General features: G+C 64.2%; 11 protein-coding genes and 1 tRNA gene. 7 read left to right on the top strand and 5 right to left on the bottom strand.

Annotation, left to right across the window (positions count from 1 at the left end; all coding sequences use genetic code 11):
* Together ACTS2Z_RS07550 and aroA are read right to left on the bottom strand one after the other, a co-directional pair.
* On the bottom strand, window positions 1–839 hold an 839-nt coding region (locus ACTS2Z_RS07550), incomplete at its 3' end, for a S1 RNA-binding domain-containing protein (protein WP_442572604.1).
* Between the two features lie 307 nt (window positions 840–1,146).
* Window positions 1,147–2,499 carry a 3-phosphoshikimate 1-carboxyvinyltransferase gene (aroA, locus tag ACTS2Z_RS07545; RefSeq protein WP_442572603.1) on the bottom strand — a complete coding sequence of 451 codons (1,353 nt, stop codon included), beginning with the start codon at window positions 2,497–2,499 and terminating at the stop codon, window positions 1,147–1,149.
* Window positions 2,500–2,607: 108 nt separating this feature from the next.
* On the opposite strand from aroA, the gene ACTS2Z_RS07540 reads away from it, so the two are divergent.
* The 7 genes from ACTS2Z_RS07540 (at window position 2,608) to ACTS2Z_RS07510 (ending at window position 9,239) form a co-directional block, all read left to right on the top strand.
* Complete coding sequence (locus ACTS2Z_RS07540; protein ID WP_442572602.1) at window positions 2,608–3,123, top strand: TIGR02300 family protein; 516 nt, start codon at window positions 2,608–2,610, stop codon at window positions 3,121–3,123.
* Between the two features lie 119 nt (window positions 3,124–3,242).
* Window positions 3,243–3,318: transfer RNA gene (locus tag ACTS2Z_RS07535), tRNA-Ala, on the top strand.
* A gap of 106 nt (window positions 3,319–3,424) precedes the next feature.
* Entirely contained in the window at window positions 3,425–4,066 is a 642-nt protein-coding gene (locus tag ACTS2Z_RS07530; RefSeq protein WP_442572601.1) for an SOS response-associated peptidase, read from the top strand.
* Window positions 4,067–4,157: 91 nt separating this feature from the next.
* Entirely contained in the window at window positions 4,158–6,092 is a 1,935-nt protein-coding gene (locus ACTS2Z_RS07525; protein WP_442572600.1) for a hypothetical protein, read from the top strand.
* 120 nt (window positions 6,093–6,212) lie between these two features.
* The gene (locus ACTS2Z_RS07520; RefSeq protein WP_442572599.1) at window positions 6,213–6,941 is read left to right on the top strand and encodes a DUF305 domain-containing protein; all 729 of its coding nucleotides are present in this window, start codon (window positions 6,213–6,215) and stop codon (window positions 6,939–6,941) included.
* A 38-nt stretch (window positions 6,942–6,979) separates the two neighbouring features.
* Complete coding sequence (locus tag ACTS2Z_RS07515) at window positions 6,980–8,818, top strand: LVIVD repeat-containing protein (RefSeq protein ID WP_442572598.1); 1,839 nt, start codon at window positions 6,980–6,982, stop codon at window positions 8,816–8,818.
* A gap of 163 nt (window positions 8,819–8,981) precedes the next feature.
* Window positions 8,982–9,239: a DUF1150 family protein gene (locus ACTS2Z_RS07510; RefSeq protein ID WP_442572597.1), complete on the top strand. Its 258-nt coding sequence runs from the start codon at window positions 8,982–8,984 to the stop codon at window positions 9,237–9,239.
* A gap of 112 nt (window positions 9,240–9,351) precedes the next feature.
* Here ACTS2Z_RS07510 and ACTS2Z_RS07505 read toward each other — a convergent pair whose 3' ends face one another.
* The 3 genes from ACTS2Z_RS07505 to ACTS2Z_RS07495 form a co-directional block, all read right to left on the bottom strand.
* Complete coding sequence (locus ACTS2Z_RS07505; protein WP_442572596.1) at window positions 9,352–10,620, bottom strand: FAD-dependent monooxygenase; 1,269 nt, start codon at window positions 10,618–10,620, stop codon at window positions 9,352–9,354.
* Window positions 10,621–10,686: 66 nt separating this feature from the next.
* Window positions 10,687–11,385: a cupin domain-containing protein gene (locus tag ACTS2Z_RS07500; protein WP_442572595.1), complete on the bottom strand. Its 699-nt coding sequence runs from the start codon at window positions 11,383–11,385 to the stop codon at window positions 10,687–10,689.
* Window positions 11,386–11,496: 111 nt separating this feature from the next.
* Window positions 11,497–12,078, bottom strand: a complete 582-nt coding sequence (locus tag ACTS2Z_RS07495; protein WP_442572594.1) for a sigma-70 family RNA polymerase sigma factor — start codon at window positions 12,076–12,078, stop codon at window positions 11,497–11,499.
* Between the last annotated feature and the right edge of the window lie 176 nt (window positions 12,079–12,254).

Here is a 12,254-nt window from a genome sequence, read left to right as displayed (position 1 = left end):
GCGGCCACGGCATCCCACGGGTCGGAGAGAAGCTGCTTCATCCCCAGTGAGATACGCTGAGTGTCCTTGTTGATCTTGATGATCTGGACTTTCACCGTCTGGCCGACCTCGACCACTTCGCTCGGATGGCCAACGCGGCTCCAGCTCATGTCGGTGACGTGCAGCAGGCCGTCAATACCGCCCAGATCCACGAACGCACCGTAATCGGTGATGTTCTTCACGACGCCTTCGCGGGTTTCGCCCTCGGCCAGATTGCCGACCAGCTCGGCGCGCTGCTCGGCGCGCGACTCTTCCAGCACGGCGCGGCGCGAGACCACGATATTGCCGCGCGGACGGTCCATTTTCAGGATCGCGAACGGCTGTTCCTTGTTCATCAGCGGGCCGACATCGCGGACCGGACGGATGTCCACCTGGCTGCCCGGAAGGAAGGCAGAAGCCCCGCCCAGATCCACCGTGAAGCCACCCTTGACGCGGCCGACGATGGCGCCGTTGACCGGCTCCTTGGCCTCGAACATTTTTTCCAGACGGTCCCAGGCCTCTTCGCGGCGTGCCTTGTCGCGCGAGAGAACCGCTTCGCCCATCGCATTCTCGATGCGCTCGAGATAGACCTCGACCTCGTCACCGGCTTTCGGGAGGGTCGAACCGGGGCCCGAGAACTCGCGCAGCGAGATACGGCCTTCGGTTTTCAGGCCGACATCGATCACGATCATGTCGTGTTCGACGGCGGTGACGGTGCCACGCACCACGGTGCCTTCTACAAGGTCACGGCCTGCAAGGCTCGCTTCGAGCATTGAGGCAAAATCGTCGCGGCTAGCCGCAGAGGAAGATGTAGCGTTCATGCGAAAGGTCAGTCTCCAGCTTGGTCGTTGTGTATTCCGGCCGGCCGGTTGTCTCCGGCGGTCTTGCTGCTGTTGGAGAACACGCTCCATTGCAGCCGGAACTGTTGATGTGTGGACGCAAGCCGTCACCGGTGCCCGGCATCTCCGGGCCCGACTATCTTGAGGAAGAAAGGGGTTGGAGGAGCCGGAGGGCCGATGACGAAATCGTGCCCGGTTAAACGCCCCGCCTGCCACAAGGGCTAATGCGGAGCGCGCGCGTCCTTACTCCATCAGGGCTGCAAGCGCAAGCGCGCGGGGGCGCCGCGCCTCAACCGATCACCGCGCCCAGACCCGCCATGTCATCAAAGAAACCGGGATAGGACGTCGCGATCATGGCAACGTCATCAACCGTCACAGGCTCTTTCGCGCCAAGGCCCAGGACGAGCCCCGCCATGGCCAGGCGGTGATCGTGCAGCGTCTTCACCAGACCGCCGCCCGGCACCCCGCCAGCGCCCATCCCGTGTACGGTCAGGCTGTCCTCGCCCAGCTCCACCTTCACGCCGTTCGCGCTCAGCAACGCCGCAGAGGCCGCCAGCCGGTCGCTTTCCTTGGCGCGGAGCTCTGCCAGCCCCGTCATGTGGGTCACCCCTTCGGCGCACGCCGCGATCACGGAAAGGATAGGGTATTCATCGATCATGGAGGGCGCGATCTCTGGCGGCACCTCGATGCCTCTCAGCGTGCCGGGACGCACCGTGATATCGGCGAGAGCCTCGCCTGCGCGCTGGCCCGCAGGATTGATCGTCATCTGCGCGCCCATGGCCTGAAGCACTTCGTAGAGCCCGAACCGCGCCGGATTGGTCATGATGCCGGTCACCGTCACCGGTCCCGTCCCGGCCACCAGCCCAGCCGCCAGCGGGAAGGCTGCAGAAGACGGGTCCCCCGGCACATGGATGTCAGCGGCCTTAAGCGCCCTGCCGCCGCGCACCCGCGCAATGAGGGCCGCGCCGTCGCGTTCCATGTCCATGTCTGCACCGAAGACCGGAGCCAGTGTCTCGGTATGGGCGCGCGTCGCGTGCGGCTCGATCACGATTGTTTCCCCGTCCGCGCCGAGGCCCGCCAGCAGGATCCCGCTTTTCACCTGCGCGGATGCAACAGGCGGGGTGTATTCGATGGCCTTGAGGTGCGCACGTCCGGTCATCGTGACGGGCAGGCGTCCGCCGGACGCGGCTTCTGCCGTGACGCCCATCAGGCGCAAGGGCGCCAGCACCCGCTCCATGGGCCGGGAGGAGAGGCTCTCATCACCGGTAAAGCGCGCTGTCAGATCAAACCGGGCCGCGGCCCCCATCAGCAGGCGCACACCGGTGCCTGAATTGCCAAGGTCGAGATCGCCCGCCGGCGAGGTCCAGGTCTTTCGGCCCGTCACCTGCCAGATATCATCTTCGCCGCGCTTCACGTCCGCGCCCAGCGCTTGCACAGCGCCAGCCGTTGCCAGCACGTCCGCGCTTTCCAGCAATCCCTCGATACGGCTCGTGCCTTCAGCCATGCCCGCCAGCATGATGGCCCGGTGCGAGATCGACTTGTCGGGTGAAGCCGCGCACTGCCCTTCGAAACTGACCGGTTTTCGCGATGTACGCCCACCGGATACAGTCGGCTGCACACCGGCTTTGCCATTGGAAACCATGGGTTTGACTTTCGCGCTTGTAACGGGCTGAAAATCGGGTTTTGACAGCGCGGTGCGGACGTGGCAACAGGCGCGCCGTTTTTGAAAATTGATCGACGGGGTGTCCCTGTGCCCAAAGCCGACCTTGGTGAAAAGCGCATCTGCGGCAATTGCGATGCGAAATTCTATGATCTGAACAAGGATCCGATCGTCTGCCCGAAATGCGGCACGGTCTATGACCCGATTGTCGTCATCTCCAAGAAGGCGCGCAAACCTGCGCCGCCCATGGACGATGAAGAGGACAAGAAATCGAAATCGCGCAAATCCCTCGACGATGACGAGGATGAAGATGATGCCGATCTCGCCGACGCTGATGACAGCGACGACGATGATGATGACGACGATGACGCGCCCGAGCTCGACGAGGAGCCCATCGATCTGGGCGATGACGAGGACGGCGATGAGGACGAAGCCCCGGTGAAGGGCAAATCCGCTGCAGTCGACGACGATCTGGACGGATTCTCCGACGAGGAAGCCGATCTCGACGACGACGACGACGATGACGGCATCCTCCTCGACGACGAGGAAGATGATGCGTTCGATGCCGATATCGGCATTGATGACGAGGAAGATGACACGCCCTGATGAGGGCTTGTCCGGCAGACGCAGAGCAATTGCGTTTGCCTCTTGATCGGCGCGCGCAAGCTGACTAGTTTCCGCGCTCCCGATCCGGCGGACCCCAATCCGCCATCGAAAAAGATACCGGGGCCATAGCTCAGTTGGGAGAGCGCTTGAATGGCATTCAAGAGGTCGGCGGTTCGATTCCGCCTGGCTCCACCAGACAAGCCCTGCAAGAGCGCTCTTGCAGGGCTTTTCTTTTTCCAGCTCGCGGCCATGCTCCATCTGTGACAGGCCGGAGCAGACCGGCAGGAAAGGCGAAACGGCCATGTGCGGACGCTATGCCACCGGCAACACGACGTGGGAGCAATACCGGCTCTGGCTGAACCTGACCGGCGAGGCGCTGACCTCCAATCTGGAACCGCGCTTCAATATCGCCCCCACCTCGACGGCACCTTTCGCAAGGGAAACCGACGGCCAGCGCACACTGGAGTTCGGTCGCTGGGGCATCTGGCAGCCCTGGATGGAGGGCAAGCGCCTTTCCACCTTCAATGCCCGCGCCGAGGGCGTTGAGACCTCCCGCCTCTATGCGCCGCTTCTGAACGGCGGACGCTGCCTTGTTCCTGCGCTGGGCTTTTACGAATGGACCGGACCCAAGGGTCAGCGCCAGCCGCACTTCATCCGCCATGCGGACGAGCCGCTGCTGGTATTCGCTGGTTTGTGGGCCAGCGCCATGAAGGATGGCGAAGCGGTCAGGAGCTTCACGATCATGACCTGTGCAGCCAATGCCCAGATGACCCCGGTCCATGACCGCATGCCGGCCATTCTTAACGCAGATGCGCGCGAAGCGTGGATGGGCGGGGCCGATCCGGCCAGCGTTCTGCGCCCCTGGGACGGCACGCTCGATATCTATCCGGTGCAGCCGCTAAAGGCCGAGGATGGCCCCCACCAGATTGCCATGAAACCCTGAGACGGGTCTGGCCGTTTGGACAGGGGCGTCCGGACGCGTCTAGGATTGGCCTTGACGAATTCCGGTAGCGGCAGGCTTGGGAAGACTGATCATGGTCCCGACCGAACCCGGGCAGGATCGCCGCGAGGCGTGGCTGCTGGCGGCCTTTGCCATCATCTTCGCTTTCATGGCCTGGGCGCACGCCTTTGCGGCCCATATAGACCGCCCGCTCATCGACGAGGAAATCGTCGTCGCGGTTCTGGACCATGTTTCAGCCGAAGACACGCTCGACACAAACTGGGCCGATGTGGAGAGCGTCGCGCGATCCTACCCCTCCACCCAGTACAATTTTTCGGCAGCCATTCTGGCCTATGGACTTGTTTCGGGCGAAATCTTCGACGCCGAACCTCTGGCAGACATCAGCTTTCGCCATGTCCCGATCCTGTTTGCGGCAGGGGCGCTGCTCTTGGGATTTCTGGCGTCTGGCAGGCTGGGAGGCGCTGCGGCTGCCTTTGGCACGGTGGTGCTGACCGCCCTCTCCTACCAGTTTCTCACAGAGGCGGTCTCCATCCGGCCCGAAGCCTTCATCTACCTCTTCTACACCGCGGCGCTCGCAGCGGCTGTCTGGCACCGCCCGCCCCTCATGGTGTCTGCCATCATGGTGGGGCTGTGCGGCGGGCTTCTGATTGCGGCGAAGTTCTCGCTCGTTCTGGTCTGGCTTCAGGCGCTGGCGCTGATGATGATCCTGCGCCTGCCGCTGACCCCGGACCCCGCCTCTCTGCGGGCACACTGGCGCACAGGCCTTCTGCTGACCGCCCTGTCGCTGGCGGGATGCCTTGCCGGCATTGCGCTGGGTGCGCCGCACGCGCTTCTCGACCCGTCTGGAACGGTGCAGGGCATGTCCGCGCTGTTGGGGCAGTATGGCAATGCGCATTATCCTTTCGGGCGGCCCGATGCGGGCCTCCTCACCCGTGCCGGTCACGCGATCTTGCAGACGCAGAGCCATCTGGGGGCGCTGACACTTGTCTTTGCCCTGGTGGCAACCGGTCTGGCGGTTCGCGCGCGCCAGTGGTCCATCGCCTTCCTCGCCATCTCCACGCTTGTCATCATCGGCTATTTCGCGCTGAAGCCGGTCTTTTTCGCCCGCAATATCTCGCTCTTCATTCCCGTCCTGGCCTTTCTCGCGTCGTGGGCGGTCGTGCAGCTTGCCGGCCGGCTGAACGTGCGCTGGCAGTCAACCGCCTTCGCAGGCCTGCTTCTCGTTCTGGCGATACAGCCCGCTCTCGCGAGCCTTGCCGTGTTCAGGGCAGGGGAGAGTTTTGAAGAACGCCAGCTGCACCACACGGTCACGCGCAGCTTTCTCGAGGTGCAGACCGGAAAGTCTGCAAGGATCGTCAATGGCTGGGATGCCTATCGTGATCCGGCGCGGCTACTGGCCGGAAGCCGCGGCAATGCGGCAGCTCTGGTCGAGCTGAAAAGCCTCAATGATCCGTTCAGCCGGTCGGTCCGGCGCTGGCTGATCGATGCCCCCCACGCGAGCCTGCATGATCCGGGAAGCGCACGCCTGGAGCACCTGCCGCACTCCATGGTGCATTACAATTTCGATCTCGATCACCGATTTGTCTGGATCGACCCGGCGGGGGCAGCACCCTTGCCCGAAATGGTGCCTCAAGCCGCCTGGTGCCCGGATCCGCTGGCCGCGCAGGTCGAGGGCAGTTTCTCGCAAGACGGGTTTCACGGCGAAGCAAGGCTTGATGATACTGCTTTTGGCAGCTGGCTGGGCAGTGACGCAGCAACGGCAACCGCCACCTTGCGCCTGTCCTCCATCCCGCCGGACACCGTCCTGCCGGTGCTGACCGGGCCGGGACGGGACGGCCTGACAATATGGGTGAATGGCGCAAGGCCTGAAGCCGTTTTCACCAATGGCCACTGGATCGGCCTTGCCTTGCCAGAGAGGGGCGGTGAGACCGAAATCATTATTGAGGACAATGGTATCGGCTGGGGCGAATGGATCGCGTTTGCCTTGCCCCGCCGCATCTGCCGGTAGCAGCCCTGCGGTCACACCCGAACGCCACGCGCACCCGATCACGCAGTTGGGACTTGCCCCGCACATCGCCCGGACTAGGGTTTGCCCGCAACGGTCTTTGAAGAACCGGGGGAGATATTCGTGTTACCGATCAGCGCCGCACTGGCCTTGCTGGCCATCAATGCCGTTTCCGGCCCGCCCATCCTGCAACCGGGCGCTCCGGGGGAGCCGAGCCGCGAGATCAGCGTAGAGCAGTCGCGTGCGCTGAGCGTCACCCGCCATACCGAGGCCGATACCCGCTTCATGCAGCACATGATCGTCCATCACCAGCAGGCGGTGGACATGGTTGCGCTGATCGAGGGGCGCACGGACAACGCTCAGCTTATCGCCCTGGGGGGCCGCATATCCCGCTCGCAAGACGACGAGATGACGATGATGCGCGGCTGGCTGGAACAGCGCGGCGAAGCTGTGGAAGCCGACGATCTGCATGCCCACCACAGCCATGCCGGCCATCATGGCCACACCGGTCACGCAGCAACCGATCCGGACGACGTGCCCCTGATGACCGGCATGCTGTCAGCAAACCAGATGCGCGCGCTCGAGGCCGCCGAGGGCGCGCAGTTCGACCGGCTGTTCCTGGAAGGCATGATCCACCATCATGAAGGCGCGCTTCTCATGGTGGACGAGCTGATTGCCGAGCCGGGGGCGGCCGAGGACATCATCATGTCCGACTTCACCGGCCATATCGTCGCCGACCAGACGGCCGAAATCCTGCGCATGCAGGCCATGCTGGCAGAAATGCCAGCCGAAGCCGGCGAGCCGGAAGGCGATAGCGCTTCCGGTCACCATCACCACCACCATAATCACTAGACGCAGACAATCTGCGCAAACGGGGAAAGACCAGACCGATGAAACACATGCTTCACTGCACAGCCGCGCTTGGCGCCCTGATGCTTGCACTGGGATCGGCCAGTGCCCAGTCCGGCGGCGCGCCGGCCGAGGATGAACGCACCACGCTGGGCGGCGGCCTGTTCGAGGCGGAAAGCGCCAGCTGGAACATGGCTCTGGAGCACAATGTGCGCCCGATCGACGCCTTCTTTGACGAGCGCGCCCTGTTCTCGCCGCAGCAATTCATGGCCGCCATGGTGGCTGCACGCACGGCCCGCGAGAATGGCGAGGAAGCGCCGCCCCCGCCGCCGTTTACGCCTCTGGCTATGGCCAACACCGATTTCGCCTTCCAGGGCAATCACGTGATCATGGGCAATTATCACGGCTTCCTGATCTACGACATCGAGAGCGGATCGCCCGAGCTTGTCTCGGCGGTCGTCTGCCCCGGCGGTCAGGGCGATGTGTCCGTCCACGGCGACCTGCTTTTCCTGTCGGTCGAGCACAACCGCGCACGCCTCGACTGCGGCTCTGAATCGGCCGAAGGCGACGTCAATCCGGACCGTTTCCGCGGCATCCGCATTTTCGACATTTCCGACATTACCGCCCCGCGCCAGATCGCGGCGGTGCAGACCTGCCGTGGCTCGCACACGCACACGCTGGTGCCCGATCCAAACGATTCAGGCATCCTCTATGTCTACAATTCCGGCACCCAGCCGGTGCGGTCAGGCGAGGAGCTGGAGTTTTGCTCTGACGGCCAGCCGGGCGAGAACCCGGAAACCTCGCTCTACTCGATCGACATCATCCGCGTGCCGCTGGATGCGCCGGAAACGGCTGAGCTGATCTCCAGCCCGCGCATCTTTGCCGACCGCGAGACGGGGGAGATTGCCGGTCTCTGGCAGGGTGGCCAGATGGGCATTGCCAGCCAGCGCACGGCCCAGACCAATCACTGCCACGACATCACGGTCTATCCCGAGCTGAACCTTGCCGGCGGTGCGTGCAGCGGCAATGGCATTCTGCTGGACATTACCGATCCGGCCAATCCGGCCCGTATCTCCGACATCTTTGATCCGGACATGGCCTACTGGCACTCGGCCACCTTCAACAATGAAGGCGATGTGGTGGTGTTCACCGATGAGTGGGGCGGCGGGGTTGCAGCGCGCTGCCGCGCCGAGGACCCGGCCAATTGGGGTGCCAACCTGATCGCCACGATCGAGGACAACACCCTGCGCGGCCAGCGCTTCTACAAACTTCCCTCGGTTCAGGGCGCCTCGGAGAACTGCGTCGCCCACAATGGCTCGCTCATTCCGGTGCCGGGCCGCGACATCATGGTGCAGGCCTGGTACCAGGGCGGTATCTCGGTGATGGACTTCACCGACCCGCAAGCGCCGTTCGAGATTGCCTATTTCGACCGCGGGCCGGTCGATGCCGACGATCTCTTTGTTGCGGGCTACTGGTCGGCCTACTGGTATAACGGCCGCATTTACGGCAGCGAGATCGCGCGCGGCCTCGACGTGCTGCGTCTGACCGCTGGCGAGCACCTGTCGGAGGCGGAGCTTGCCGCTGCCGAAGCTGTCATGGAGACCGAGGTCAACCCGCAGACCCAGACCCGCATCGTGTGGGAAGACAGCGCCGTCGTGGCCCAGGCCTATCTCGACCAGCTCGCCCGCGGCGAAGCGGTGGAAGAGCGGCTCATGGAACGCGCCAGCAGCGAAGTCGCCCGCTGGGCCGATGGACGCATGAATCGCGGCAATCTGCGCCGCCTGTCGCGTGACCTTGCAGCCGCGGTGGAAGGCGTCGAGGGACGCGATGCGGCCCGCATCGCCGCCCTGAGCGCACTTTTCGGCCGCGCGGCCGGCTGATTACTGCCGGCCTTGCCGGTGCAGCCAGTGTGAGAATGCCCCGCCAGCGCCCGCTGGCGGGGCTTTTTCATGCCTTGCCGGCTTGTGCTGTCCTGCCTCTTGAACCGCGCATGCGTGTCCCCCACCTCTATTTTCGAGGCCATGAACAAAGGAGGTCCCTGTCATGACCCCCGAACATATCGAACAGGGTGAAACCGGTCCGGCACCGACGGTCTATGTCCGCGAAATCGCGGCGGCAGAGGTGTTCGAGCAGGTCCAGCCTGGCAATGCGATTGAAATTGATGGCGTGACGCTGGAACCCGATCAGCAGTTATACGCTATTCATGATGAGGACGGACGCCGGGTGGGTCTCTTTGCCGACCGCGACGCCGCCTTCGCCGCTGCCCGCTGGCATGGAGCCATGCCGGTCAGCGTTCACTGACAACAGGTCTATACCGGACAGCGTGCCTGTCAGTCCCTCCCCCCGGACGGCACGCTTGAATGGAACGCCTCCCGGTCCCCCGCCGGGAGGCGTTCTGCATTTTCGGGAATGTTCACAGCGAGAGTGGCTCGCCCTTGAGAAGACGCGGCAGATCGCCGGTCTCTCCGCCCGCCGTGCGCATGAAGAAGCGCCGGGCCACCGGAATGGCATTGGTCAGGGACAGGCCCAGGCCGCGGACATGACGCAGTGCCGTATTGTCATTGGAGAACAGGAGATTGAACATGTCGGTGCCCAGCGCCAGAGCAGCCGAGTCGGTCTTGCGCCAGCGCTCATAGCGCGCCAGCACCGCCTGCGATCCCGGATCGAGCCCGGCCTTGAGCGCGTCCACGATGGTTTCAGCCAGCACGGCCGCATCGCGAATGCCCAGATTGAAGCCCTGCCCTGCAATGGGATGGATGGTGCGCGCGGCATCACCCGCCAGCGCCAGACGGTCGGCGACGAACCGTTCGGCCAGCATCAGGCCCAGCGGATAGACATGGACCGGGCTTGCAGGCTTTACCGCACCAAGGAAGTCGCCAAAGCGCGCTTCCAGCGCCTCCTGAAAACCCTCGGCATCCAGGCCCCGTATCGCCCGCGCCGCAGCATCCTTCTCGGTCCACACAAGGCTGGAGCGATTGCCCGTCAGCGGCAGGATGGCAAACGGTCCTCCGGGCATGAAATATTCATAGGCGACGCCCGCATGGGGCAGTTCATGCTCAACCGTCAGCACTATGGCTGACTGGCCGTACTGGCGGCCTGTCGTGCGGATGCCGGCGCCCTCGCGAAGGCGCGACACCTTGCCGTCGCAGGCCACCACAAGCCGCGCCCGGATTGCATCCCCGTCATCAAGCAGCAGCTCCGCGTGGCCAGGATGGGCGGTCATGGACAGCGCCCGGCGTGGCGCCAGAACGGTCAGCCCGGCCTCCTCGGCGCATTTGGCCATGGCCTGACGGGTATGGCGGTTCTCCACCATATAGCCGAGCGGTTCATCCTCATCGCGCGGATGGATCTCGCGCCGGTCGAAATGCAGGCTGTCAACGCCGGGCCCGCCGGGCTTGAGCCCGTCCAGCGGCCGCCCGTCCACGACCAGAATATCCTCGATACGCTGCGCCTTGCCGTCCAGATGCCGGGCAGCGCCAACCTGTTCGAGCAACCGCCAGGAAGTGTAGGCCAGCGCCGAGGCGCGCCCGTCGAAACTGTCTGCCAGCCGGGTATCAAGCGGCAGGGCATCGACCACGGCGGTCTTCACACCGGCCCGGTGCAGGGCGAGCGCCAGCGTCAGGCCGGCAAGCCCGCCGCCGGAAATCACGACATCGCCATCGAAAATATACGGGGTTTTCATGCGTCCGACCCTAGCCGAAAGGGCCCGGAATGGAAGCGGGGCAAATGCCGCAGGCGAGTGCCCGCCTCAGTTCATACCGCCAAGCGCACGCTGCACCCAGCCCAGCGGACCGGTGAAGGCGAGCGGACCGTCCGTGACGGCAAGCGCGATGCAGATCTCGCCCGCCTCGGCCACAGGACGGTGCTCGATGTCCGGATCGGCAATGCTCATCTCGCCCTTGCCATAGCGGGCAAGCCCGTCGTCAAAGGCGCCGCACAGGACAAGGGTGAACTCCTTGCAGTCATGGGTGTGGCGCGGAACACCGCGGCCCGGCTCCAGGCGGATCAGCTCGGCTTTCGCCTCGCCTTCTCGCATCAATTCCATCACGCGAACGCCGGGACCCGCAAACTGCCAGTTTCCACCGGCTTCCAGTGCCAGATCGCGTACCGCGTCGGGCAGGGCCAGCAATTCGTCCAGGCCACGCGATGCCATGCGGGCCGCCTTTTCAGACTGCCGGCCGGACGGGGAAACACTCGCGCCGGCTTCACCGAGGCCGCCGGCCTCGGCGTCGACGACGGCGAAAATCTCCGAAAGCGCGCTGGCGCGCAGCGGCGCAGGTTCACTGACGCTGAGCAGCAGCCCTGCTGCCATTTCGGCATCATCACGCTGGCGCGCGACCGACGGATCAAGCTGGCTCTGGGTTTCGAGGAGAAGCCGCATCGGCCCTGACAGGGTACCCGAGGCATAGGCAGAGAAAATTTCGTCACCGAGATTCTGGTGTGTCATGGCGTCAGTCACGTTTCAGGCGGCCGCTGGTCGCTACGGATATTGACCGGGCCTATACCACTTCAAGGGTTCACCGATAGTTTATCGCAGTCCGGGCGCATGCAAGCCCCCTTAGAGATCGTCAGCATCGAAATGCTTTCGCAATTTGTCGAAGGCAAGGCGAAGGCGGGACTTCACCGTGCCGAGCGGCAGGCTTAGGCGGGCAGCTATCTCGCTATGCGAAAGTCCGTCAAAGAAAGCCAGTTGCAGCAGGGAGAGCTGCTCGGAAGGAAGGTCCTTCAATGCCGCCTGCACGCGCAAATCGCGGGCGCTGGCATGGGCTGCATCATCAGGGGCCATTTCCGCAGGCGGCTGAAGGGCAGGCTCTTCCGGCTCCAGCGCAGGCTTGGAGAGCCGGCGGGCCGCATCGATGCGCTTGTTGCGCGCAATGCGGAAAATCCAGGTGGAGGCAGAGGCTTGCGCCTTGTCAAACTGCCCTGCCTTTCGCCAGACGGTCAGCATGACTTCCTGCGCAATCTCTTCGGCCAGCGCGTCATCGGCGTTCAGCCGGAGCAGATAGGCCTTCACCCGCGGGGCAAAGAAATTGAACAGGGTTGCAAACGCCTCGCGATCCTCGCGGGCGGTAGCTTCCACAAGGGCATCGAGCGTCTCACGCCCGTCGGGGGCATCAGTCCTGATCTTGAAGTCCGCCAAGGAGGATAACCGCTCTCGCGCCCCGGATTGCACCAAAAGAGATTGCACCTTAACGCGGTTTAAACCGGAGCGCGCCTTGAAATCGCCGTTACCGGACATGAAACATCTTCGCCGACCGGAAGCGCCAGAACAGGACAGAGCCTCATGCGCCTCGCCACAGCCCTCGCCGCCCTCAG

Origin of the sequence: Glycocaulis sp. (assembly GCF_052168375.1) — a bacterium.
Lineage (GTDB): Bacteria > Pseudomonadota > Alphaproteobacteria > Caulobacterales > Maricaulaceae > Glycocaulis.
The sequence above is the reverse complement of the archived record's forward strand: the minus strand, read 5'-3'. Positions and strand labels throughout refer to the sequence as shown.

Coding starts and splice junctions, on each gene's coding strand:
- ACTS2Z_RS07505 (WP_442572596.1), bottom strand. CDS start 10,620: ATGAAAACCCCGTATATTTTCGATGGCGATGTCGTGATTTCCGGCGGC.
- ACTS2Z_RS07525 (WP_442572600.1), top strand. CDS start 4,158: ATGGTCCCGACCGAACCCGGGCAGGATCGCCGCGAGGCGTGGCTGCTG.
- ACTS2Z_RS07530 (WP_442572601.1), top strand. CDS start 3,425: ATGTGCGGACGCTATGCCACCGGCAACACGACGTGGGAGCAATACCGG.
- ACTS2Z_RS07510 (WP_442572597.1), top strand. CDS start 8,982: ATGACCCCCGAACATATCGAACAGGGTGAAACCGGTCCGGCACCGACG.
- ACTS2Z_RS07500 (WP_442572595.1), bottom strand. CDS start 11,385: ATGACACACCAGAATCTCGGTGACGAAATTTTCTCTGCCTATGCCTCG.
- aroA (WP_442572603.1), bottom strand. CDS start 2,499: ATGGTTTCCAATGGCAAAGCCGGTGTGCAGCCGACTGTATCCGGTGGG.
- ACTS2Z_RS07515 (WP_442572598.1), top strand. CDS start 6,980: ATGAAACACATGCTTCACTGCACAGCCGCGCTTGGCGCCCTGATGCTT.